This is a genomic window from Flavobacterium oreochromis, from assembly GCF_019565455.1.
GTDB classification, from domain to species: Bacteria; Bacteroidota; Bacteroidia; order Flavobacteriales; family Flavobacteriaceae; genus Flavobacterium; species Flavobacterium oreochromis.
Genome location: NZ_CP067377.1, coordinates 2,533,151 through 2,557,747, shown reverse-complemented (window position 1 = coordinate 2,557,747; position 24,597 = coordinate 2,533,151). Strand labels below are relative to the sequence as shown.

18 protein-coding genes, 3 tRNA genes and 3 pseudogenes are annotated in these 24,597 nt (G+C 29.6%); 12 read left to right on the top strand and 12 right to left on the bottom strand.

Annotation, left to right across the window (positions count from 1 at the left end; all coding sequences use genetic code 11):
* Positions 1-16: 16 nt before the first annotated feature.
* Entirely contained in the window at positions 17-526 is a 510-nt protein-coding gene (locus JJC03_RS12285) for a LysR family transcriptional regulator substrate-binding protein (RefSeq protein ID WP_235873397.1), read from the bottom strand.
* A 65-nt stretch (positions 527-591) separates the two neighbouring features.
* Positions 592-867, bottom strand: coding sequence for a LysR family transcriptional regulator (locus tag JJC03_RS12280; protein WP_235873396.1), 276 nt, complete (start codon positions 865-867; stop codon positions 592-594).
* Between the two features lie 121 nt (positions 868-988).
* On the opposite strand from JJC03_RS12280, the gene JJC03_RS12275 reads away from it, so the two are divergent.
* The 5 genes from JJC03_RS12275 (at position 989) to JJC03_RS12255 (ending at position 5,271) form a co-directional block, all read left to right on the top strand.
* Positions 989-1,720 (top strand): SDR family oxidoreductase, encoded by a 732-nt coding sequence (locus JJC03_RS12275; protein ID WP_088397982.1) that lies wholly within the window; start codon positions 989-991, stop codon positions 1,718-1,720.
* Between the two features lie 314 nt (positions 1,721-2,034).
* Positions 2,035-2,868: a 50S ribosomal protein L11 methyltransferase gene (prmA, locus tag JJC03_RS12270; RefSeq protein ID WP_088397912.1), complete on the top strand. Its 834-nt coding sequence runs from the start codon at positions 2,035-2,037 to the stop codon at positions 2,866-2,868.
* 82 nt (positions 2,869-2,950) lie between these two features.
* Complete coding sequence (locus JJC03_RS12265) at positions 2,951-3,226, top strand: ATP-dependent Clp protease adaptor ClpS (protein ID WP_235873395.1); 276 nt, start codon at positions 2,951-2,953, stop codon at positions 3,224-3,226.
* A gap of 103 nt (positions 3,227-3,329) precedes the next feature.
* Positions 3,330-4,601: a sterol desaturase family protein gene (locus JJC03_RS12260; protein WP_088444765.1), complete on the top strand. Its 1,272-nt coding sequence runs from the start codon at positions 3,330-3,332 to the stop codon at positions 4,599-4,601.
* Between the two features lie 4 nt (positions 4,602-4,605).
* Positions 4,606-5,271: a lysoplasmalogenase gene (locus tag JJC03_RS12255; protein ID WP_235873394.1), complete on the top strand. Its 666-nt coding sequence runs from the start codon at positions 4,606-4,608 to the stop codon at positions 5,269-5,271.
* A gap of 119 nt (positions 5,272-5,390) precedes the next feature.
* Here JJC03_RS12255 and JJC03_RS12250 read toward each other — a convergent pair whose 3' ends face one another.
* A complete protein-coding gene (locus tag JJC03_RS12250) occupies positions 5,391-5,810 on the bottom strand; it encodes a nucleoside-diphosphate kinase (protein ID WP_063744076.1) in 420 nt (139 codons plus the stop codon).
* A gap of 101 nt (positions 5,811-5,911) precedes the next feature.
* A pseudogene (gene bshC, locus JJC03_RS12245) lies at positions 5,912-7,496 on the bottom strand (bacillithiol biosynthesis cysteine-adding enzyme BshC).
* A 111-nt stretch (positions 7,497-7,607) separates the two neighbouring features.
* On the opposite strand from bshC, the pseudogene JJC03_RS12240 reads away from it, so the two are divergent.
* Positions 7,608-9,796, top strand: a pseudogene (locus JJC03_RS12240) (B12-binding domain-containing radical SAM protein).
* Between the two features lie 525 nt (positions 9,797-10,321).
* On the opposite strand, the gene rimO reads toward JJC03_RS12240, so the two are convergent.
* The 3 genes from rimO to JJC03_RS12225 form a co-directional block, all read right to left on the bottom strand.
* Positions 10,322-11,590 carry a 30S ribosomal protein S12 methylthiotransferase RimO gene (rimO, locus tag JJC03_RS12235; RefSeq protein WP_374226230.1) on the bottom strand — a complete coding sequence of 423 codons (1,269 nt, stop codon included), beginning with the start codon at positions 11,588-11,590 and terminating at the stop codon, positions 10,322-10,324.
* Between the two features lie 178 nt (positions 11,591-11,768).
* Positions 11,769-13,295 (bottom strand): OmpP1/FadL family transporter, encoded by a 1,527-nt coding sequence (locus tag JJC03_RS12230; protein WP_088444763.1) that lies wholly within the window; start codon positions 13,293-13,295, stop codon positions 11,769-11,771.
* A gap of 65 nt (positions 13,296-13,360) precedes the next feature.
* A complete protein-coding gene (locus JJC03_RS12225) occupies positions 13,361-14,551 on the bottom strand; it encodes a hypothetical protein (RefSeq protein WP_235873393.1) in 1,191 nt (396 codons plus the stop codon).
* Between the two features lie 99 nt (positions 14,552-14,650).
* Here JJC03_RS12225 and proS point away from each other — a divergent pair, with 99 nt between their 5' ends.
* From proS to typA, 6 genes are all read left to right on the top strand, one after another.
* Entirely contained in the window at positions 14,651-16,129 is a 1,479-nt protein-coding gene (gene proS / locus JJC03_RS12220) for a proline--tRNA ligase (protein WP_088444761.1), read from the top strand.
* A gap of 118 nt (positions 16,130-16,247) precedes the next feature.
* Positions 16,248-16,319, top strand: a tRNA-Glu gene (locus JJC03_RS12215).
* A gap of 35 nt (positions 16,320-16,354) precedes the next feature.
* Positions 16,355-16,426: transfer RNA gene (locus tag JJC03_RS12210), tRNA-Glu, on the top strand.
* Positions 16,427-16,452: 26 nt separating this feature from the next.
* Positions 16,453-16,524: transfer RNA gene (locus JJC03_RS12205), tRNA-Glu, on the top strand.
* A gap of 158 nt (positions 16,525-16,682) precedes the next feature.
* Entirely contained in the window at positions 16,683-16,934 is a 252-nt protein-coding gene (rpsT, locus tag JJC03_RS12200) for a 30S ribosomal protein S20 (RefSeq protein WP_088399837.1), read from the top strand.
* Between the two features lie 825 nt (positions 16,935-17,759).
* Positions 17,760-19,559, top strand: coding sequence for a translational GTPase TypA (gene typA / locus JJC03_RS12195; RefSeq protein ID WP_088399835.1), 1,800 nt, complete (start codon positions 17,760-17,762; stop codon positions 19,557-19,559).
* Positions 19,560-20,760: 1,201 nt separating this feature from the next.
* Here typA and JJC03_RS18055 read toward each other — a convergent pair.
* From JJC03_RS18055 to JJC03_RS12175, 5 genes and pseudogenes are all read right to left on the bottom strand, one after another.
* Positions 20,761-21,693, bottom strand: coding sequence for a thiol-activated cytolysin family protein (locus tag JJC03_RS18055; protein WP_258931883.1), 933 nt, complete (start codon positions 21,691-21,693; stop codon positions 20,761-20,763).
* On the bottom strand, positions 21,660-22,418 hold the full coding sequence (locus JJC03_RS18050; RefSeq protein ID WP_258931881.1) for a thiol-activated cytolysin family protein: 759 nt from the start codon (positions 22,416-22,418) through the stop codon (positions 21,660-21,662). Before JJC03_RS18050 ends, JJC03_RS18055 begins: the two co-directional genes overlap by 34 nt.
* Before the next feature lie 54 nt (positions 22,419-22,472).
* Entirely contained in the window at positions 22,473-22,769 is a 297-nt protein-coding gene (locus tag JJC03_RS12185; protein WP_088399831.1) for a DciA family protein, read from the bottom strand.
* Positions 22,750-23,172 carry a lipocalin family protein gene (locus JJC03_RS12180; RefSeq protein ID WP_088399829.1) on the bottom strand — a complete coding sequence of 141 codons (423 nt, stop codon included), beginning with the start codon at positions 23,170-23,172 and terminating at the stop codon, positions 22,750-22,752. Before JJC03_RS12180 ends, JJC03_RS12185 begins: the two co-directional genes overlap by 20 nt.
* 124 nt (positions 23,173-23,296) lie before the next feature.
* Positions 23,297-24,596: pseudogene (locus tag JJC03_RS12175) on the bottom strand (cryptochrome/photolyase family protein).
* Position 24,597 lies beyond the last annotated feature (1 nt).

Sequence of the window (24,597 nt, the reverse complement as noted above, 5' to 3'; positions counted from 1 at the left end):
TAATATAGATCATTTTTTAGTCTACTACAAAATCAACAATAGTATTAGAAAGATACTCTATTAGCATTGATACCTGCGGATTTTTTAAACTTCCATGAGGATATGACAGCCCTATTTCTCTAAAATTTTTCGGACCATTATATTTTTTTATCTTAAATCCAGTCCAATTTCTTACAAAAATTTCAGGTAAAAATGTAATACCAAGCCCTGACATAAGCAGTGTTAATACTTCATTTTTATTTTCACAATTAGCAATTGTATTCCATTTTTCTCCTGAATTATTTAATATAGCTAGACTTTGTTGGTGCGCTTCACAAGGTGGACAATGAATAAAAGGTTGGTCTTTTAAATCCTTAATCTCAATAAAATCTTTAACAACTAAAGGATTATTATTTGGGACACAAAGCACATAATTTTCTTTTAGAAGTGGTAAAAACAAATGATCTTCAAATTTCCTCTCCCTAATTAACAAATTAATTTCACAATCTCTCCCTATAGGTCTTACATCCCATTCTACTCCTTTCAACAGGTTTGAAGCTATTCTAAAAAAACCTTTTTTAAAATCCTGAGGAAGACTATCTGCTATTCCTATTACGATTCTGTATTTATATTCTTCTTTTTAAAAATTTCAGGAATTGCATGTAATTCTGCTAAAATTCTTTTAGCAATAGGATATAAATAATGTGCCTCTTCTTTTATTTCAACACCTCGTTTATGTCTTAAAAAAAGAGTTTTATTTATTAAATCCTCTAATTGCTTTAAACCATTGGAGATATTAGGCTGAGATACAAAGCATTTTTCAGCCGCTCTTGAAAGATTTCGTTCTTCATAAACTGCAACAAAAAATCGCAACAACCTTTCATCCATAATTTTTTATTATAATAAACATATAAAATTAGTATTTCATCAATACAAATATAGAATGTATTTTCGTAATCAATTAAAAAACAAGTATTATTTATCAATTCATTTTAAAAAAATAATCATTATGAAAAATAATAATAAATTAATTATCATAACAGGTGCAAGTTCTGGTTTTGGACTAGAGATGGCAAAAGAATTTGCAAAAGATGGTTATTGCTTGCTCTTACTTGCTCGTAGAATTAAAAAAATGGAAGCTTTAAAACTACCTAATACGATATGCAAAAAAGTAGATATATCAAATAAAGAAGAATTTGAAATAGCAGTAAAAGAAGCTGAAGCAATATATGGTAAGACCGATTTAATAATTAACAACGCAGGTGTGATGCTCTTAGGAGATTTAGCCACACAAGCTCCTCAAGAATGGAAAAAAATGTTAGACATTAATATCCTTGGGGTTATGAATGGAATGCAAATCGTAATGAATGATATGAAAGAAAGAAAAACGGGAACAATAATAAATATTTCATCAATAGCAGGTCTTCAACCTTTTACAAATCACGCTGCTTATTGCGCTAGCAAATTTGGAGTAACAGGATTAACCAAAACAGTGCGAAACGAGATGTCTTCTTACAATGTTCGAGTATTATCAATAATGCCTGGTGCTGTAAAAACAGAACTTTTAGAGCATACCACAAATCAAAAAATAATTGATGAGTATAATGAATGGAAAGAAGCTGTTGGAGCAGTTAACATTACAGCTAAAGATGTAGCTAAAACAATTAAATATGCTTACGAATTACCACAAGCTGTCTCTTTACGGGAAATTATCATTACTGATACTATGCAAGATTGTTAGCTATTCTTTTTATCCATAAAAACATACTACCAGTACAAGTAAAAATATTCCCTATTAAAATACAACAGTATTATTTATAAACACATTTTCTAGTTGTATAAAATTTTAAAAAGTTTTTTTTACGGAACTCATTTTTAGAAATAATTTTACTTTTTAATAAAAAATCAAAAAGAAGATTTCATGATAATAAGTGCAGGATATTATTCTCTGCACTTGCTTTATTTAACAAACATTTTTTTATTTTTCATTTAATAAGCACTACAAATCATAAACAATAAATTACTAAATAACTACCTTTGCAAAAAAATAATTCGATGCAAAATACATACATAGGCTATCATTTTAAAGTAGAGCCAAAAGAACTGGGTTCTGAAATTTTAATAGCTGAATTAGGAGAACTCCCATTTGATAGTTTTATCGAAACTGAAAACGGTTTTTCAGCTTATATTCCCAAAGAAAATTGGAATGAAAATATTTTAGAAGATATATATATATTACAAAATCCTGAATTCAAGATTAGCTACACATTTGAAGAAATTGAACAAGAAAATTGGAATGCAGAATGGGAAAAAAACTTTGACCCTATTGATGTTGATGGTTTATGCCATGTTAGAGCTCCATTTCATCCTAAAACAGATGCTGAATTTGATATTGTAATAGAGCCTAAAATGAGTTTTGGAACAGGACATCATGAAACGACCCACATGATGATTCAACATTTATTAGAAATGAATATTAAAGGATTAAAAACATTAGACATGGGTTGTGGTACAGCTATTTTAGCGATCCTAGCAGAAATGAAAGGGGCACAACCAATAGATGCCATTGATATTGATAACTGGTGTTTTTTAAACTCTATTGAAAATGCAGAACGTAATAACTGCAAACATATAAATATATACGAAGGAGATGCCTCTTTATTAGCTGGAAAAAAGTATGATTTAATTATTGCTAATATAAACCGAAATATCTTGCTCAACGATATGCAAACCTATGTAGATTGTTTAAATCCTAATGGGGTTATTTTATTCAGTGGTTTTTACGAACAAGACATCCCTCATATTGATGCTTCTTGCACAGAAAAAGGATTAACTTTTACAAAAAAAATAATTCGAAACAACTGGGTATCATTAAAATACGTAAATTAGTTTTTCTTAACCATATAAGTTTTTAAAACTACACCCTTTTTTACTCAAATAGCTTATATGGTTATCAATTAAATTTTTAGTTATGTCAACAATAGAAAAAATACAAGAAGACGTTGCGGTATTAGAAGAAATTTCTATTAACCATGAAATCATTTTATACAATGATGATGTTAATACATTTGATCATGTTATAGACACGTTAATACGAGTTTGTGATCATGAAGAATTACAAGCAGAACAATGTGCTATATTAGTACATTATACAGGTAAATGCGGTGTAAAAACAGGTTCTTTCGATGAATTAAAACCTCAATGTTCCGCCCTTCTTGATGCAGGATTAAGTGCAGAAATTATATAATCCTCAAAGAAAATATTTATTTTTTAAATTTATCTAAAAAAAATAATTAGATTTACTAAAAACAGGTAGAGTTTTTTTCTGAATTTTAAAATCTAATATCACGATGGAAACGTACGGCAAAATACTAATCATTGCAATGCCTCTATTTTTATTCTTAATTATAATTGAGAAATTATATGGTTATTACAAAAAAGTAGATTATGCTCCTATAATGGACAGTGTTTCAAGCTTAAGCTCTGGCATGACCAACGCCACTAGAGACGTTTTAGGGCTAAGTATTTCAATAATCACATACGAATTAATGGTTTCTAAAATTGCCATTTTTCACATTAAAGAATCCTTCTTAGCATACATCATCGCATTTATAGCTATAGATTTTCAAGGATACTGGACACATCGCTGGGCACATCAGATTAATATTTTTTGGAATAAACACGCTATTCATCACAGCAGTGAAGAGTTTAATCTTTCTTGTGCATTAAGACAGTCCGTATCTGATTTCTTCAAATTATTTACATTCTTACTACTCCCCGCTGCTTTATTAGGTGTTCCTTCTAAAGTAATAGCGATTACACTGCCAATACAATTTTTTTTACAATTTTGGTATCACACACGATATATTAATAAATTAGGTTTTTTAGAAAAAATTATAGTCACCCCATCCCATCATAGGGTTCATCATGCTATTAATCCTGAATATATGGATAAAAATCATGCCCAAATATTTATTATTTGGGATAAACTTTTTGGAACTTTCCAAGAAGAATTAATCGAAATTCCACCTGTTTTTGGCATTACACGTCCAGCAGAAACTTGGAATCCTTTTAAAATTAATTTTCAACATTTATGGGTTTTAATAAAAGATGCTTGGCATGCAGAAAATTTTTCTGACAAACTAAAAATTTGGTTCATGCCTACTGGTTGGAGACCAAAAGGTTTTGAAGAAAAATTCCCAATTCATAAAATTGAAAATGTATATAATTTTGAAAAATTTGGAACTAACAATTCAAAAAAATTAATAGGTTGGTCATTATTTCAGATGTTTTCTACCTTATTATTAATCTCTTATTTATTTGACAACATAGCAAAAATAGGGTTACCTAATATCTTTTATTATGGACTATTCATATTTGTAACCGTTTATAGTTATACAGAATTAATGAGCAAAAATAAATTTGCTCATATTTACGAAACCATCCGATTTTTATTTGCTATAACTATACTATATTCTTTTAATGGTTGGTTTCAAATAAATGAGATCATTCCTCACGGAACTTATATTATAACAAGTTATTTTATCCTTTCCCTTTTAGTAAGTTTTTACTTTGTAACGGTAGAATTTAAAAACGAAAAGCACCAACCCATTTTAAACTAATTTTATGAGCCAATATCTAAGAATTTTCACAGGAATTAGTATATTTTATCTAATTTTATTAATAACTAAACAAGAAGATTTAGGTTGGTATTTTAAACCCTTACTTATTCCTTTTCTAATTTTAGAAGTTTTTAAGTATAATCATTTTAAAACAAAAAATCTGCTTATTTCTGCACTAACCTTTTCTTGGATAGGTGATCTAATTTTAATGTTTACTCATAAACATGAATTATTTTTTATTCTAGGTCTCGCTTCTTTTTTAATCGCCCATATCATCTTTACGATACTATTCATTAAACAGAATCAAACAAAACCTAATTCAAACTTATTTTGGGTAGGATTTATTTTTATTACAATCTATTTATTGGTAATATTAAATTTACTTTTCCCTAGCTTAGGAGGGTTAAAAATTCCTGTTACAATGTATGCTATTACTATTTCTATTATGCTATTAATGGCCATCAAAGGCTATTTTAATTGGGCAGAACCTAATAACTTGACAATTCTTTTAGGAGCTTTATTCTTTGTAAGTTCTGATAGTATTTTAGCTATTAATAAATTTCATTGGGAAATAGCAAAATCAGGATTCTTCATTATGATTACTTACATCATAGCTCAATTCCTGATAACTAAAGGAATTTTAGGTTTAAACAAAAAAACAGATAATTAGATAAACATTCAAAAAATATTTAAAAAAATATTTTCACACTCACATTTTTCATAAATTATATCCAATAAAAAAGAGTCTGTTTTAGCAGACTCTTTTTTATTGGATATATAATGTTTGTACTAAAACATTTCTCTTCCTGCAAAATGGAAAGCACCTTCAATAGCAGCATTCTCATCTGAGTCTGAACCGTGAACTGCATTTTCACCAATAGAAGTAGCATATTTTTTACGGATAGTTCCTTCAGCAGCTTCAGCTGGGTTAGTAGCACCAATTAATGTACGGAAATCCTCAACTGCATTATCTTTTTCTAAGATAGCCGCAACGATTGGACCACGAGACATAAACTCAACTAATTCACCATAGAATGGTCTTTCAGCATGCACTGCATAAAATTTTTGTGCATCTGCAACTGTTAACTGAGTTAATTTCATAGAAACAATTCTGAAACCACCTTCAGTAATCATATTTAAAATCCCACCAATGTGTCCTTTTTCAACAGCATCTGGCTTAATCATTGTGAAAGTTCTATTTCCTGCCATTTTTTTGTTTTTTTAATTTGGGGGCAAAAGTACAAACTTTAGTTTAAATCTTTAAATCTTTAAAAGTTTATTTTTAATATTTATTATTATCTTAAATCCTTTTAAAAAACAGTTATACTAAATTCATCACTAAGTGGATCTAGTTCTTGAAACAATTTGGTAAAAAAGTCTTCACCATATTCTAAATAAAATTCACTAAAATTTAATTGACGCTCTTGCAGATTTTTATTCGGGAATAACGCATCTTGCAAATTAACAATCCTTTTCAATTTATCTTCATGATTTCGTTTTTCAGCCTTTAAAAGACGTTTTTCTAGATGTTCTAATCCTTTTATTTGTTTAGCTTCCTGAGCCTTTACAGCTCCCACAAATGTTTTATCAGTCTTAGCCGCAATTTCTAAAAGACTATAAAATTGATTTCTAAGATGCTCTTTTTGATCTTTAAAATCAATTGTAAAAGCTGAAAACTCTCTTGTTTTTTGATTAATTAATTCTGTCTGTTTTAAAAACAAATCTGCCCATGTTAATTGCAGATGAGTTGCTTTTTTAAACTGTTTTTCAGTAGCTACTAAAACAGAATTACGTAATAATAAAATAGGATAGCTAACTTTAAAGGCTTCAAACATTGCTTTTAATTCTAACCAATAAGCAATTTCTCCTCCTCCCCCAACATAAGATAAATTAGGCAAAATTAACTCTTGATACAAAGGTCTTAAAATAACATTTGGGCTAAACTTTTCGGGGGCTGTTTCTAGTAAATTTAAAATTTCAGTTTCGGAAAAAATTAAATTTGTATTATTGATTTTGTATTGATTATTTTCAAAAATAATTCTTTCACGCAAATTATCTTCAATATAAAAAGATTAATTTCTCTAGGGTTTACTTGAATATCATATAAAAAATCAGAAACTGTTTGAGTAACTTTTTTATAAGAAGTTTGTTCTAATAATTCTTCTTTAATAACAGGTGCAAAAAGTTGCTTTAATTCTTTATTATCTCCATCTACAACTACTAACCCTTGCTCTTTAAATAATTCATTAACTAAGTAACGTGTTGCATCAGCTAAATTTTCGTGTTTTAAATAAGATTTTTCAAAAAGTGAGATAAGTCTTTTAGCATTATTGTTAGCACCTAAATGTTTTCTTATTTCTTCAAAAACTTCATTTAATCCCTCTGTAGATAACCTTCCTACTGGTCCTTTAGTATTTTTTTCCAAGTAATTTTACTGTTATTAAATCTAAAATAATTAATTTCCTCAAAATCATGATCTTCTGTAGCCATCCAATAAACCGGAACAAAGTTATATATTGGATATTTTAATTTCAACTCCTCACATAAATTAATAACAGAAATAATTTTATAAATAAAATACAAAGGTCCTGTAAATAAATTAAGCTGATGGCCTGTAGTAATGGTAAATGTGTTAGGTTGCTTTAAAGACTCTATATTAAATAAAGTCGTTTTACTTATAGCAAACCCTTCACTTTGTTTTAAAAGTGAATTTACCAAAACTTCTCGATTTTTTGTAGTATAATTACCCGACTTTTCCTCTATCTGATTTAAAAAATTTTCAATCTTAGGAAATCGATTATAAAACGACTGTATTGCCTTTTCTTCATTTAAGTAATCAACAATTAATGAGCTAAAATAGCCCGAGTTTTGAAAGGTGATACAATTACTAGACATGTATAAAATATTTTTGCTAATTTAAAAAAATTAGAATTAGAAGATTTTGCTTTAACAAGCTATTATGATTTTATTTTAAAAGTTATTTTTGCAGAATTAAAAATTGACTCCTTGAAAGATATTTTACTTGTAACTCCTCCTTTTACCCAACTGAATACACCGTATCCAGCTACTGCTTATATAAAGGGTTTTTTAAACACAAAATCTATTACGACCTTTCAAATAGATTTAGGTATTGAAGTAATTTTAGAGTTATTTTCTAAAAAGGAATTAAAAAATTTTTGAAATTCAGAATTTAGATTTCAAAGATTTAACTAATAATTCACAACGAATATATTCATTAAAAGAAGAATATATAACAACTATCGAAAGTGTTATTTCTTTTCTACAAGGAAAAAATCCTTCATTAGCACGCCAAATATGCTCTAGTAATTTTTTACCCGAAGCATCCCGTTTTGATCAATTAGATGATATGGAATGGGCTTTTGGAAATATGGGAATGCAAGATAAAGCTAAACATCTAGCAACTTTATATCTTGAGGACTTATCTGATTATATTGTAGAATGTGTTGACGAAAATTTTGGATTTAGCCGTTATGCAGAACGTCTAGGAAGAAGTGCTAATTCTTTTGATGAACTATATGATTTCTTAAAAAAGAATCTACTTTTATTGATAATATAAGTCTAAAAATTTTAAATAAAAGAATTGAAAATACACAGCCTAAAATGGTTTGCTTTTCAGTTCCTTTTCCAGGTAATTTATACAGTGCTTTTCGTTGTGCTCAATTTATTAAAAGACAATACCCAAATATAAAAACAGCCATGGGAGGGGGATTCCCTAATACAGAGCTTCGTGATTTAAAAGATAAGAGAGTTTTTGAATTTTTTGATTTTATAACGCTTGATGATGGAGAACTACCATTGGAATTACTATATCTACATATTAACAATACAAACGATAAAGAGGCATATTTAAAAAGAACTTTTCTTCTTGAAGCTGATGAAGTAATTTATAAAAACAATTGTACTGAACTAGATTATAAACAAAATGAAGTAGGAACTCCTGATTATTCTGACCTATTACTTGATCGTTATGTATCAGTAATTGAAATTGCAAATCCAATGCACAGTTTATGGAGTGATGGTAGATGGAATAAATTAACAATGGCCCACGGTTGCTATTGGGGAAAATGTACCTTTTGTGATATTTCATTAGATTATATCAAAATTTATGAACCCGTACATGCTCGAATCATAGTAAATCGTATGCAAGAGCTTATTGAACAAACTGGTGAAAGTGGTTTCCATTTTGTAGATGAAGCAGCTCCTCCTGCACTCATGAAGGAAGTTGCACTAGAAATTTTGAGAAGAAATCTTGTGGTAACTTGGTGGACTAACATTCGTTTTGAAAAAAGCTTTACAAGCGATTTATGTTTATTATTAAAACTTTCAGGTTGCATAGCTGTATCAGGCGGATTAGAAGTTGCGTCTGATAGACTATTAGCTTTAATTAAAAAGGAGTAACGGTAGAACAAGTAGCTCGAGTAACACGTAATTTCACAGAAGCAGGTATCATGGTACATGCTTATCTTATGTATGGCTATCCAACACAAACAGTTCAAGAAACTATTGATAGCTTAGAAATGGTTCGACAACTTTTTGAAATAGGCATCTTACAAAGTGGCTTTTGGCATCAATTTGCAATGACTGCACATAGCCCTGTAGGTATGAATCCAGAAGAATATGGTGTAATTCCGCAAATAAATAATATTAGTTTTGCAAATAATGATATTCAATTTAAAGATAAAACAGGTATTAATCATGATCAATTTAGCTTTGGATTAAAAAAATCTCTTTTTAATTATATGCATGGTTTGTGCTTTGATTTTCCATTACAAAATTGGTTTGATTTTAAAATCCCTAAAACTAAAATTGCCCCTAATTTTATTGAAAATTGTTTAACAAGCGAAAATACTTTTAATTTCAAACCTAATCAAAAAGTCTATTTCACAGCTAATCTTCCACAGCTTAAGTTTTTCACAAAAAGTAAAAAAGGTAGATCATGGGAAATGGCTGAAATGGTTTTTCAAACAAAAACAACTCAATTTTCAATTCATTTAGAAAAAGAACAAGCAATTTGGCTAAATGAACAACTGGCTAATTTGAATATAAAAAATAGTTTTTCGATCACTTTAGGACAAATAAAAAATAGCTTTGAAGAACAATTTGAGGACTTTGAAATGTTTTGGTTTTCTAAATCGTTAAATATGTTAAAAGAAAACTGCTTAATATCTTTATAAATAAAAACATTATTTTAAAAAACAACCTTATTTAAATCTATAGCCCTTTTACAGATATAATACGATTATTTTTATATTACATTTGAATAATCTTTTTATAACTGTTATGAATTATATTTTTCTTTATTTCTTTGTATTATATTGATAAGAAAAATGATTTTTAGTAATAAAATGGGAAGCGTTTTGCTTCAACTAATAAATAGACCATTTAATAACTTCCCATTTAAAAAAGTTTTTTTTTAAAAATTATTAGAGATGATAAGCTTATTATAAGTAATTTTTTTCAAAACCTCATCCTATTTCATGTTCAATTAATCTAAAATTTATCTAAACTCTAATTATAAGTTGAAAACCGAAATAAAAGATGCTCTCTATTCATTTTTTAAACATAGAAGAATCTTATTTTACAAATAATCCTAAAAGTTATGATGGATCTATTTATCTAGATATTTACATTCTGAAATAAAAAAACAGTTATCTAAAAAATGACATAGATAACTGTTTTATTTTTATTATTTTTTATTTTTAGGCTACAACTTCCCCATATAAATCAAACTCACTTGCATCTATAATCTTTATCATAGCAAATTCACCAGTTTTTAAATAAAACTTAGAAGCATCTATCAATACTTCATTATCTACGTCTGGACTATCAAATTCGGTTCTTCCTACAAAATACGGTCCTTCCTTTCGATCTATAACGCATTTAAAGGTTTGACCTATTTTTTCTTGATTTAATTCCCATGAAATTTGTGCTTGAATTTCCATAATTTCATTTGCACGAGCTTGTTTTACTTCATCTGGCACATCATCTTCTAACTCAAAAGCGGTTGTATTTTCCTCATGTGAATAAGCAAAACACCCTAATCGTTCAAATCGCATTTCAGTCACCCAATCTTTAAGTATCTGAAAATCTTCTTCTGTTTCTCCTGGGTATCCAACGATAAGCGTGGTACGGATAGTCATTTCAGGAACTAATGTTCTAAAATCTTTTATTAATTGAGTTGTTTTTTCATAAGTAGTACCACGACGCATTGATTTTAGAATCTTATCTGAAATATGTTGCAACGGAATATCTAAATAATTACAAATTTTAGGTTCTCGTTTCATTAATTCTAACACATCCATTGGAAAACCAGTAGGAAAAGCATAATGTAAACGAATCCATTCAATTCCTTCTACTTTTACCAATTTCTCAAGTAACTCGGCTAAATTTCTTTTTTTATATAAATCTAATCCGTAATATGTTAAATCTTGAGCAATTAAAATCAATTCTTTTACACCATCTTTAGCTAAATTTTCTGCTTCTTTAACTAATTTTTCAATGGGTTGTGATACATGTTTACCACGCATAATTGGAATAGCACAGAAACTACATGGACGGTCACAACCTTCGGCAATTTTTAAATAAGCATAATTTTTAGGAGTCGTAGTCAAACGCTCACCTAACAATTCATGTTTATAATCTGCTCCAAGCGCTTTTAACAACAAAGGCAAATCGGTAGTTCCAAAATACTGATCTACATCTGGAATTTCGTTCTCTAAATCAGGTCGATAACGCTCAGACAAACAACCTGTAACAAAGATTTTATCAACTAATCCTTGTTCCTTTTTATCAACATATTCTAATATAGTATTAACTGATTCTTCTTTAGCATTATTAATAAAACCACAAGTGTTTATAACCACTATATTCCCTTCTTGTTCATGCGCTACGTCTTTACCACTTGCTTTTAGCTGTCCCATTAAGACTTCACTATCATATACATTCTTAGAACACCCTAAGGTAATCACATTGATTTTATTTTTTTTAATGACTTGGTTCTCATGACTATAAAAAATTGGAGTGCAAAATTACGATAAAATTTTGAAAGATAAGATACTCTAATTCAAAAACGCCCTCTAGTGTCAAATAAAAAAGCCTGTTAGCTTTTTTTAGGCAACAGGCTTTTTATTTTTTTAAAATCTATTATTATAATTCAAATGCAAGTGTTATAACTAGATTATTATTTGTTTTAGTAGTATTAACTAAATTAGGAATACTTTCAAAAATTTGTTCTTTATAGCTTCTTTTTGCAGAAGAAAATGCAATATCTAATTTTGTACCTCCCCAATTATAACCTAAACCTGCTGAAAACCCAACTAAATCACTCATTAAATCTTTATTTTTATATGGCGATTCTTCATATCTATATCCTCCTCGTAAACTCCATTGTTTAATTTTTTTCTCAATCCCTACTCTAATTTCATTAGATGTTCTAAATAAATTCGGGAATACGTTATTAGAATTATTTCCATCCGGATCATTAAATTGATTAATCGGTTTAAATACAATTGTAGAATAATCTTTTAAACTATAATCAAAACTAATAAGACCTTGTTTACCAAAAACATATGCTTGACTAAAAGTCCATTTAGCAGGAGTTGCTATTGTATAAGGAGCAAAAAGAATAACTGTTCTCGGATCAATTTTATTACTAATAGGGTTATAGGTACTATTTCCTATATTTTTAACGACTCCAGAAGTAGAGATTCTTTGTGTTAATTGATCTTCTAATACCATCCAGGTTGGAGATTCAAACACTAAACCTAATCTTAAGCCTGCAACAGGTTTAAAAATTGCCCCCAATTGAAATGAAAAACCAGAACCTTTTGTTGTTAATTCATTATAAAATGATAATTCATTTATTGTTGCTCTTGTTGCATAATATGCTTTATTATTCTTTTCTGTAAAGGTTTTTTGTTGCGTATAATCCGAAAAATGAGCATTTAAATTCATACCAAACAATATTTTTTTATCGTATTCTGCAGAAAAATTAAATGCCAACTTACCATTATAACCTGTATTCGTAACAAAACTTTGTTGAATATAATTTTTACCATCAGGAGCATGCGAAATATTAGCAAAAAATACGTTATTTACCGTATCATAATCTAGCAATTGAGATTTGTAACCAAGAGCCACTTGAGTTTGATTGAATCCCATTTGACTATAACTCAACCCTGAAATATCCGAAAAAACCATTCCTCTTGAATATTTCAAAAAGTAGGCATCAATAGAATTAACGGAATTTTCACCTAGTACACTTACAGTATTTTTGAAATTTGCTTGATTATCATAATTCAGCGCTAAAGCAAATTTATTCCATCCTGAATATTGATTATCATTTTCAAAAACAAAAACACCTCCAACCTGATTAAAATCTAAATTGTTTGAATTTGTTGTAGTATTTGTTCCTAAATATTCTGATTTAATACCTGTAGATTTGCTACCTAAAGTAAAAGCAATCTGATTATTTGCAAATACAACTGAACTTGCAGGATTTATACTTATAGCGGATAAATCACCTCCTAAAGCACCAAAAGCACCACTTAAACCTCTAAAGCGAGCTGTTCCACTCATATCCATAACAGAATATTGTAGTGCCTCTTTCACTCCTTGTGCATTACCATTTAAAAAAAACATAAAAACAGTAAATGCTAAATAAATTTTTCTCATTTTTTTATCTAATAAGATCTTAATATAAACGTATCTATCCTAAAACTTAAGTATTTTAATTTTAGCTATCTACGCCCTCCTCCATTACGAAATTGAACTCCAGAACCTATTCCACCACCATATGACCTAGGAGAAGGCTCATAACTTCTTGGTGACTCATAACTTCTTGGCGACTCATAACTTCTTGGCGACTCATAACTTCTTGGCGACTCATAACTTCTTGGCGACTCATAACTTCTTGGCGACTCATAACTTCTTGGTGACTCATAACTTCTTGGTGACTCATAACTTCTTGGTGACTCATAACTTCTTGGTGACTCATAACTTCTTGGTGACTCATAACTTCTTGGCGACTCATAACTTCTTGGCGACTCATAACTTCTTGGTGACTCATAACTTCTTGGCGACTCATAACTTCTTGGTGACTCATAACTTCTTGGTGACTCATAAGTCCTTGGTGTATAAGTTTTAGATGTTTCATAATTCCTAGGGGAAGTATTATTTATAAAATTCTGACTATCATCCCCTCTTCTCAAATTAGAATAAATTGAGTTTGTACTATAATTCCTATGAGACATTCCGTTATAGTCTGTTGTTCTAAAATTAGAGTATGAATTCATATAATTATACATTTCAGATCTTCTTCCCACACTATAAGTATAATTCATTCCATAATAATAAGAACTATTCCAACCATAATAACCATTATTATAAAATCCACCATAATAGTATGGATTATACCAACCAGATCCCCAACTAGGACCATAATAAGTATAGCCCCAATTAGGACTATAGTACCAATCATTCCAATAAGTAATCCCAGAATAGTAAGGTCTATATCCCCAATGATTCCTCCAAGTTCCGTAATTCCATCCCCAATTACTCCATGAATTATTATAGACATTTACTGTTACCTTCTTATCATTATTTCCCCAACCTGCAAAACTCTGTTTAGTTACTGTTTTACTGGTATCTACAGTTGAGCTATAACTTGCAATATCAGTAAATGTTTCCTTGTTTTGATTTTGAAAATCAGTAGTTCTGGAACTAAAATATTCCTTATAACGCTCACCGTTATAATTTTGCATCTTATTTATCTGATTTGTTCCTACTTCACGAGGGGTTGAACCATAAATTCCATCATTATCATAATAAGATACATTTTGATAGGAACTACAAGCTTGGACAAGAATCCCTATAGTAACTAATACTATTTTAGTAAGAGTACTTCCTAAATATTGGCAGATTGTTTTCATTTCTCAAGTTTTTTATTGTTGGACAATACAAAAATAACTAGTTTTGCACAAATTATTTCAACTTTAACAAATCACAATTTTTGTGCCAAAATACTGATAATGAGCAAGAACTTAACAAAACGCGCAGACGATTATTCTAAATGGTATAATGAGCTAGTAGTAAAAGCAGATTTAGCTGAAAATTCAGCAGTTCGCGGATGTATGGTAATCAAGCCTTATGGCTATGCCATCTGGGAAAAAATGCAAGCACAATTAGACAAAATGTTTAAAGAAACCGGACATAGTAATGCTTATTTTCCACTATTTGTCCCTAAAAGCATGTTTGAAGCAGAAGAAAAAAATGCTGAAGGTTTTGCTAAAGAGTGCGCTGTAGTTACACACTACCGCTTAAAAAATGATGAGGAACGACCAGGAAAACTAATGGTAGACCCTAATGCTAAATTAGAAGAAGAATTAATTGTACGTCCTACATCTGAAGCTATTATTTGGAGCACTTACAAAAACTGGATTCAATCTTATAGAGATCTTCCTTTATTAATTAATCAATGGGCTAATGTAGTTCGTTGGGAAATGCGTACACGTTTATTTTTACGCACAGCTGAATTCTTATGGCAAGAAGGACATACTGCACATGCTACAAAACAAGAAGCATTAGACGAAACAGTACAAATGATGAATGTATATGCTGATTTCGTTGAAAACTTCATGGCAATACCAGTAGTAAAAGGAGTAAAAACGGCTAACGAACGTTTTGCAGGAGCGGAAGAAACGTTTTGTATTGAAGCTTTAATGCAAGATGGCAAAGCATTACAGGCGGGGACTTCACATTTCTTAGGTCAAAACTTCGCTAACGCTTTTGATGTAAAATTTACAAGCGCAGAAGGGAAACAAGAATATGTATGGGGAACTTCTTGGGGGGTGTCTACTCGTCTAATGGGAGCGTTAATTATGACTCACTCTGATGATAATGGGTTAGTACTACCTCCTAACCTAGCACCTATACAAGTAGTAATTGTTCCTATCTTCAAATCAGATGAAGAACTAGAAAAAATATCTATTGTAGCAGATGAATTAACTAAATCTTTACGCAAACTTGGCCTTTCGGTTAAATTTGACAATAGAACAACACAAAAACCTGGATTCAAATTTGCTGAATGGGAATTAAAAGGAGTACCAGTTCGTGTAGCCATAGGCCCTAAAGATTTAGAAAACGGGACGTTTGAAATAGCACGTCGTGATACATTATCAAAACAAGTCATAGCTAAAGATGCTACTGTAGAGTTTATACAAGATTTAATGGAAAAAATCCAAACTGAAATGTTTACAAAAGCATTAAATTTTAGAAATACTCATATTACAGAAGTAAATAGCTTTGAAGAATTTAAAGATGTACTAGAAAATAAAGGAGGTTTTGTATCAGCTCACTGGGATGGCACAGGAGAAACTGAAGAAAAAATTAAAGAATTAACCAAAGCAACAATCCGTTGTATCCCATTAAATCGAAAAGATGAAAATGGAAATTGTATTTTTTCAGGAAATCCTTCAAACGGAAGAGTCTTATTTGCAAAGGCTTACTAAAAAAAGATAAAAAAATTAAAAAAAATTGCGAGTGCTATTGCAGAAACAAAAAACATGTGTATCTTTGCACTCGCAATACGGAAATGATCGCTCAACAAAAGCAATCAAAGTACAAAAAGGCCCGTTCGTCTATCGGTTAGGACTCAAGATTTTCATTCTTGCAAGAGGGGTTCGATTCCCCTACGGGCTACAAAATTGAAATACTGAAAAAAACAAAAGCCTTATGGCCCGTTCGTCTATCGGTTAGGACTCAAGATTTTCATTCTTGCAAGAGGGGTTCGATTCCCCTACGGGCTACAACTTTAAAATTTATAAGGCTTCTTGGCCCGTTCGTCTATCGGTTAGGACTCAAGATTTTCATTCTTGCAAGAGGGGTTCGATTCCCCTACGGGCTACAAATTAGTTGTAAATAAGTTTTATAAAATAATCGCTTAGTGTCTCAAGCCTTATTTTATTAGTTAAAACCAAAGTGATTACCATAAGGTAATTGTGGGAGGTTTTTCTTTTTTAACTAGTAGTTTATAAATTATTATTACAATTAAAATTAAAAAAAATGGCAAATCACAAGTCAGCATTAAAAAGAATCAGAAGTAACGAAAAGAAAAGAGTATTAAATAGATACCAACACAAAACTACTCGTAACGCAATCAAAGCTATCCGTTTAGCTACAGACAAAGCAGAGGCAACTGCTAAATTACCAAGCGTTATTTCAATGATTGACAAATTAGCTAAGAAAAACATCATACACGATAATAAAGCTTCTAACTTAAAGTCAAAATTAACAAGACACGTAGCTGCTTTATAATTTATAATTAAGTGTTCAAAAAGTAAATCCCGAGTAATTCGGGATTTTTTATACCTATAATTTTATTTCTTGACAACATTCTTTCCCAAACTAACATTTTATTATAAACAAAAAACTTTTTAAAACAGAAAACGTAAGACCCAAATCTTACTTTTAACAAATAACAACCACTATAACTGAACCTAAAATTATTACAAGCCATTTTTACCAAGCAGTAGCCCAAAAAAAACGTACCATTTCACCAACAAATAATTTAATATTTTTTAAAAGATAATTTTAAAATCTGACAGATTTAACTAAACATAACATCTTTACAAAATGACATAGTTACCTTACAAGTAGCTACTAAATTAAACAATCGTTACCAAAAACTAAGTATTGTAAAACTGAAAACAAACGAACTTGTCACAAGGATAATCTAGCCAGAAATTCCTCCAAGAACTGAATATACCTTAATAAATTCAAAAGGATCTCTTCACTTATCTGAAAGCAACTAAATAATTGGGGAGAAAAACAAAAATTAAGTTTCAAAAAACAAATACAGATTTTTTTTATTTTTATACCCCTCAAAATCAACCACTCATACAACTCTCAAAATCTTAATTAGAAGCTAACGATGAAGAACTTCAAAATCCCCCTACGAATTATTTTCCTCCTTAGCATCTTTTAGAATTAAATCTAATATTTCCATAACTTATTCAATAGTTTTAGCTAGCACATTATCATTATTTCTATAAATAAAGCAAATCTTTTTAAACTAATCAACACTTATCGATTGAATTAGAAAAAAATAATTGTAATTTTGCACCTTCAAAAATCACACACATGGAATCAATTAGAAATATTGCCATTATAGCGCACGTTGACCACGGTAAAACTACTTTGGTTGACAAAATTATGTATCACTGTCAATTATTCAGAGAAAATGAAAACACAGGAGATTTAATTCTTGACAACAATGATTTAGAGCGCGAACGTGGTATCACAATTACTTCTAAAAACGTATCTGTCACTTACAAAGGAACTAAAATTAATATTATAGACACTCCTGGTCACGCGGATTTTGGTGGAGAAGTAGAACGCGTATTAAACATGGCTGACGGAGTTTGCTTATTAGTAGATGCGTTTGAAGGACCAATGCCACAAACACGTTTCGTATTACAAAAAGCAATTGATTTAGGTTTAAAACCATGTGTGGTTATAAACAAAGTAGATAAAGAAAACTGTACTCCTGAAGAAGTACACGAAAAAGTATTTGATTTAATGTTTGAATTAGGTGCTACCGAGGAACAGTTAGATTTCCCTTGTGTATATGGTTCAGCAAAAAACAATTGGATGAGTGAAGACTGGAAAGTACAAACTTCTTCTATTGAACCATTATTAGATATGGTACTTAATAATGTACCAGCTCCTAAGGTTTCAGAAGGAACTCCACAAATGCTAATCACTTCTTTAGACTTCTCTTCATTTACAGGTCGTATTGCTATCGGTCGTTTACAAAGAGGTGTCTTAACAGAAGGGATGAACATTTCATTAGTAAAACGTGATGGTTCTATTAGTAAGTCTAAAATTAAAGAATTACATACTTTTGAAGGGTTAGGACGTAAAAAAGTACAAGAAGTTGTAGCGGGTGATATTTGTGCTATTGTAGGTTTAGAAGGTTTTGAGATTGGCGATACTGTTGCTGACTTCGAAAACCCTGAAGCATTAGCAACTATTGCTATTGATGAACCTACTATGAGTATGTTATTTACCATTAATGACTCTCCTTTCTTTGGCAAAGAAGGTAAATTTGTAACTTCTCGCCATATTAAAGATCGTTTAACTAAAGAATTAGAGAAAAACTTAGCTTTACGTGTTAATGAAACTGATTCTGCTGATAAATTTATGGTATTTGGTCGTGGTGTATTACACTTATCAGTTTTAATTGAAACCATGCGTCGTGAAGGTTATGAACTACAAATTGGCCAACCACAAGTTATCATTAAAGAGATTGATGGTGTAAAATGCGAACCGGTAGAAGAATTAACTATTGACTTACCTGAAAACGTATCTGGTAAAGCAGTAGAATTTGTAACGGTACGTAAAGGTGAAATGTTAAGTATGGAACCAAGAGGTGAGCGTATGATTATCAAATTTATTATTCCTTCACGTGGTATCATAGGTTTACGTAACCAATTATTAACGGCTACGGCTGGTGAAGCGATTATGGCACACCGTTTCTTAGAATACCAACCATACAAAGGAGAAATTGCTGGACGTATCAGTGGTTCATTGATCTGTATGGAAAATGGTAAAGCTATTCCTTATTCTATTAATAAATTACAAGATAGAGGTAAATTCTTTGTTGATCCAAATGAAGATGTATACGAAGGTCAAGTAGTAGGTGAAAACTCTCGTGGTGATGATATGGTAATCAATATTACTAAAACTAAACAGTTAACTAACTTCCGTTCTGCTGGAGCTGATGACAAAACTAGAATTGTTCCTGCCATCAAGTTTACTTTAGAAGAGGCTTTAGAATACATACAAAAAGATGAATATGTAGAAGTTACTCCAAAATCACTTCGTTTACGTAAAATCTTTTTAAATGAAAATGATAGAAAGCGTAATAAAATAGCTTAATTTCTCATAAGAGGGTATCCGTAAAAATCTAGATAAAGTTTATTTCTCGAATAAAGAAGAATTTCATAATAAATATTATATTATTTTTCGCTTTCATAAAAATAACAAGATGACTGGATATGGATACCCTTTTTTATTTTAATACAAGATTATGGTATTTTAGTCTGATTATTTTTCAAAAAAATTAAGCTTTTATCATATGCAATGAATAAAAGAGGGGGTTCAACGAATTGAACCCCCTCCTAATTATTCCAAACAACAATTCAGAATAAGAAAAAAAACAATTAACTATAAAAAATGATCTAAATAAATTAGTTACCAATCTAAAATTTCACATAAGAAACTTTTAATATGGTAATAACATCTAACACTATCTTCCTTACTTTAAGGCTTTCTACTTATTATCATATAAAGCCTATTTGTCTATTACTGTAAAATTAACTTACTATAGTTAGGTAAAATTTTCTAAAATATTTTCATTAGTAGTTTACCTTCTTTCTATAATATCGAAAGATCTTCTAGAAAGTTCTAATTTGCCGTAGGGTTTACAAAATCTACTTAAGATTTCCCTATCATTACATGAATCATATCATTATAATGGCTAATTAACTTTATCCCTAAAATCTCATCTAGGTATTTTGATTTTCTTCTCTTAGTAAAATACTTTTTACTCAGTATTTTTATCTAATGCGCAGCTACTCTCAACCAGTAGGGCTCACTGAATTCAATAACAAATATTTAATTTTCTTCATATCGTTTTTTTTTACAAAGATAACAATTAGAATTAAAAAACAATGTTTTTATAACAAATTTGTATTTATTTTAACAAATGTTGTTTTTACAAAACATTAAAAACTTTTTGTTTAAAAATATAGCAATCTAAAAATAAAAACAAACAAGCTTTATACATTCTAAAATCACAAATGACTCACAGAAAAAGAAAATTTTAAAAACATATCATAAATAAATTAAGCTTCTATAAGAGGAATTTCATATATTTTAACTATTTAAAACCCAAAATTGGGCACTACTTTCTTCCATAAGTTTTTTTATACGCCTTTTATAAAAATTTACCTACAAATTCATTTTTCTTAAATGATCAAATATTATAATAAAAAAACTGCACAAAAAAGCTTTTGTGCAGATCATACTATCCTAATTTATTAAGGATAAAAAGGGGGAATTACTTATAATCTATAAATCAATTATTAATAACAAAGTTTACATAAGGAGCATCTCCTGTATCAATAGTTCCTCTAATTATTATATTATCTTGTAATTTTTCAATAGAAGGTCTAACACTATTATTGTATAGTTTTGATTCTGTAATTTCTGTAAAATCTACTAAAACGTTATTTGTTCTTAATTGGTTCCAAGGGGCATAGGTTCCAAAACTTAATGTCTTATCATCTAATGTATATGAAATTTGATTAAAGGTTCCTGTAGATGCTCCTGTTTTATGAACAGCTAAAACATAACCACATTTTTTTGCTGGAATAGATCTAGGAGGTGTATTATAAAAATAACTTTCGTACCAAGGTGTATAATTTTTCAGAATAATTTCTTTATCAGTATTATTAAAAATTATAATTTTAGCGCAATTAGCTACTCCATATTCTGATTTTAATTTTTCAACAGCTTTTCTTGCTTCCTCTATTGTATTTGTTGTGTATAAGCTATTTTTACATTCTGAATAACTCACAGGAGCATTAACTTTTATTGTAACAGGAAGATTTGAACCTATATTAACAGCAGTATATTCTATAGGATAGCCTGGATTTTCCTTTGAAACTTCTGCTCCTTTTATAATAAAACCTCTTACCAAATCAAAATTTCCAGCAAAAGCACCTAAAGATGATTCTAAACCACTTGTTGCGTTACCACCTAATTGTTTTACGTACACTCTTGTGTTTTCTAATATATTAGAAAATTTTAATTTTTGTTCTGCAGTAATTTTAGCGGTAGGATTTTTATATGCAAAATTTAAAGCTTGTTCTAATTCAAATGAATTTTCATCAGATTCATAAACTAAGGCATACAATCTACCATATGTTACGGTAGATATATAGGCTGCTGGATTATTTTCAGAAATATAATTATCTAATTCAGACTTTGGATATTCTTTTTTATCCATCCAAAATCACTTTGTAAACCTGGTTTTGGATAAACTGATACATTAAAGAATTTTTGTTTAAGTGTAACAGCATAATATGTTTTATTCTTTTTAAAACTTAGTCCAAAACCTGCAGATAGACCAATTCCATCTGCTCCTGTATAACCTACATTTAATGCTAATTGTAATTGCTTACTATTAAATGTTCTTTGAATATCAATAGAATAATTTGCTGGAAATTTCGTTCCTGCTGTATAATATCCTTCTATTATTTTTTCTAAAGCTCCTTGAACTTTTCCCGCTGTTGGATCTTCTACAACTAGACTTGATGGAGAAGAAGAATTTGAAGAAAAAGCATCTACTTTTACTTCAATAGGATTTCTTCCATTTGTTCCTACAGGAATTGTTCCTAATTCTGCTGTTAAGATAGTACTTCCTTGAATCAGATTTCCTGGCCACATCAGATGAGCACCTGTTCCTAACCTAGAAAAATCTCCAAATGTTTTTGTATAATCCTCTTGAATAATTTGACAATTAGGATTATTAATTTCTTTTGATAAAATAGAAAGATATTTCTTAGAAATCTCTAATTCGGTCTTAGGACCATCATAAATACTCTTATTACTAAGAGTGTTTTCTCCCTTATCTAATTCATTTGTTGCAATATTTTCTTTATTACAACTCAAAACGAACATCTGCATTACTATTAGTAATAACAATTTAGCATTTAGTCTTACAAAATTCATATGGTCTATTTTAAACTATTCAATTTGATCATTTTTTTCTTAAAATCTAGAAAATTATCTTAAGACAACATCCTTAACTAGTTCTTCTCCTAGCTCTTCATTTATCATTTTTATGATTTTATCTTTTCCATAACTTAATTCTTCTCGTAAAACGGAAGAAGTTAATTCTACATATAAAACAGAACCTTTTAAAATAACTGCTTGTGTATAATGATTTACTCCATTTCCCATTAAATTTTTCCAAGCATCAACAACCGAAATTTGATTTAATCCTTTCTCTAATTTATTGGTTTCAATAATTTGTTTTAGTATATCCCCTATTGGACTATTATTATTTAATCGCTTTGCCATCTTCCATCACTTTTGTATAATAATTTTTATTTCCATTTTCTACTTCTAAAACCATCTCTTTATCGGTGACCTTTATAAGTTTGTCCGTATGCTTTCCAAAATTTGAGCTAAACTCTAAATAAATATTTCCTTCTTTCTGAATTGCTTTTACAGCTTCTTCTAAATCGTTAATCAAAAATTTACCTGTAGGTTGCCAACGTACTTTTTTGTGAAATCCTTGGTGTTTTTTGATCTTGAAATAATCATAATTTTCATTTATTGCATACTCTTTGTCTTCTCCTTCAACTACTTCTACTTTTGCAATTTGCCAATAACCATTTAATTTATCTAAATCTTTTAATTCTATTTTTTCAGAACATGAAATAAGCAAAAAGCTCAATAGAATACTATATAATAACTTCATCTATATTTGTATTAAAATATGGACTAAAATAAGAAGTATAATGATATAACAAAATTATTTTTAAATATTTTTTTATAAGAAAAAACTTATTTTTTATAAATATCATTTTTTAGCAATCTAGCGACTAAATAAGTCCATTCCCCTCTAATGCCTTTTTATATGTTAGTAAACATTTTTCACGTGCATTTTTATGATCTACTATGGGTTTGGGATAATGAAAACTATCAAGTTCAGGAATCCATTTTTTGATGTATTTAAAATCGTTATCAAATTTTTTGATTTGCTCCGTTGGATTAAATATTCTAAAATAAGGAGCAGCATCTACACCACTGCCTGCTGCCCATTGCCAATTTCCCACATTACTTGCCTGCTCGTAATCTAACAACTTTGTAGCAAAATAAGCTTCGCCCCAGCGCCAATCAATTAATAAGTGTTTACACAAAAAACTGGCAACTATCATGCGTACACGATTGTGCATGTGTCCTGTTGCATTAAGTTCACGCATACCAGCATCTACAAAGGGATATCCGGTTTTTCCTTCACACCATTTTAGAAAAAAATCCTCATTATTTTCCCATTGTATAGAGTCATATTTTTCTTTAAAACTTTTATTGATAGTGTGTGGAAAATGCCATAAAATTTGCATAAAAAATTCTCTCCAAATCAGTTCGTTCAAATAGGTAGGGTTGGTGAAATTTCGAGCATATTTTACTAATTTCCGAATACTAATGGTTCCAAAACGTAGATGAATACCAACTAAAGAGGTACCTGATAGGCTAGGGAAATTTCTCGTGGCTTCATAATTAGCTATTAATTTTTCTGAAATAGTATATTTTGGTAATGAAATCGATGTAGCTTTAAAACCAATGTCTTTCAAACCTAAAAAGAATAGTTATGAACAATAATTCTACCTAAAAGTTTTTCCGAAGGATAATGAGGTATAGTGGTGTTATTCAGTTTTTCTTTCCATTTTCTGGCATACGGAGTATAGACTACATAAGGTGTTTGGTCCTCTTTTATTACCTCTTTTTTTCAAAAATAACTTGGTCTTTGCATGTTTTAAAAGCTATTTGATTTGATGTTAATAATTCATTTATCGTTTTATCTCGTTTTCTTGCAGAGGGTTCATAATCTTGATTGGTATAAACATTTTCAATTTTATTTTCTGATAATAATTTTCTAAAAACTTCTAGAGGATTACCATAAAATATCGCTAACGATTTACCAGTATGTTGGAGTTGGTTTTGAATATGTTCAAGTTGCTGATGAATAAATGTAACACGAGCATCATTTTTTTCTAACTGATTTAATATTGTAGTATCAAAAATAAAAATAGGTAATACACTTTCATTTTCATGTAAAGCAAAATACAAACCCGCATTATCTTCTAATCGTAAATCTCTTCTGAACCAAAAAATCGTCATC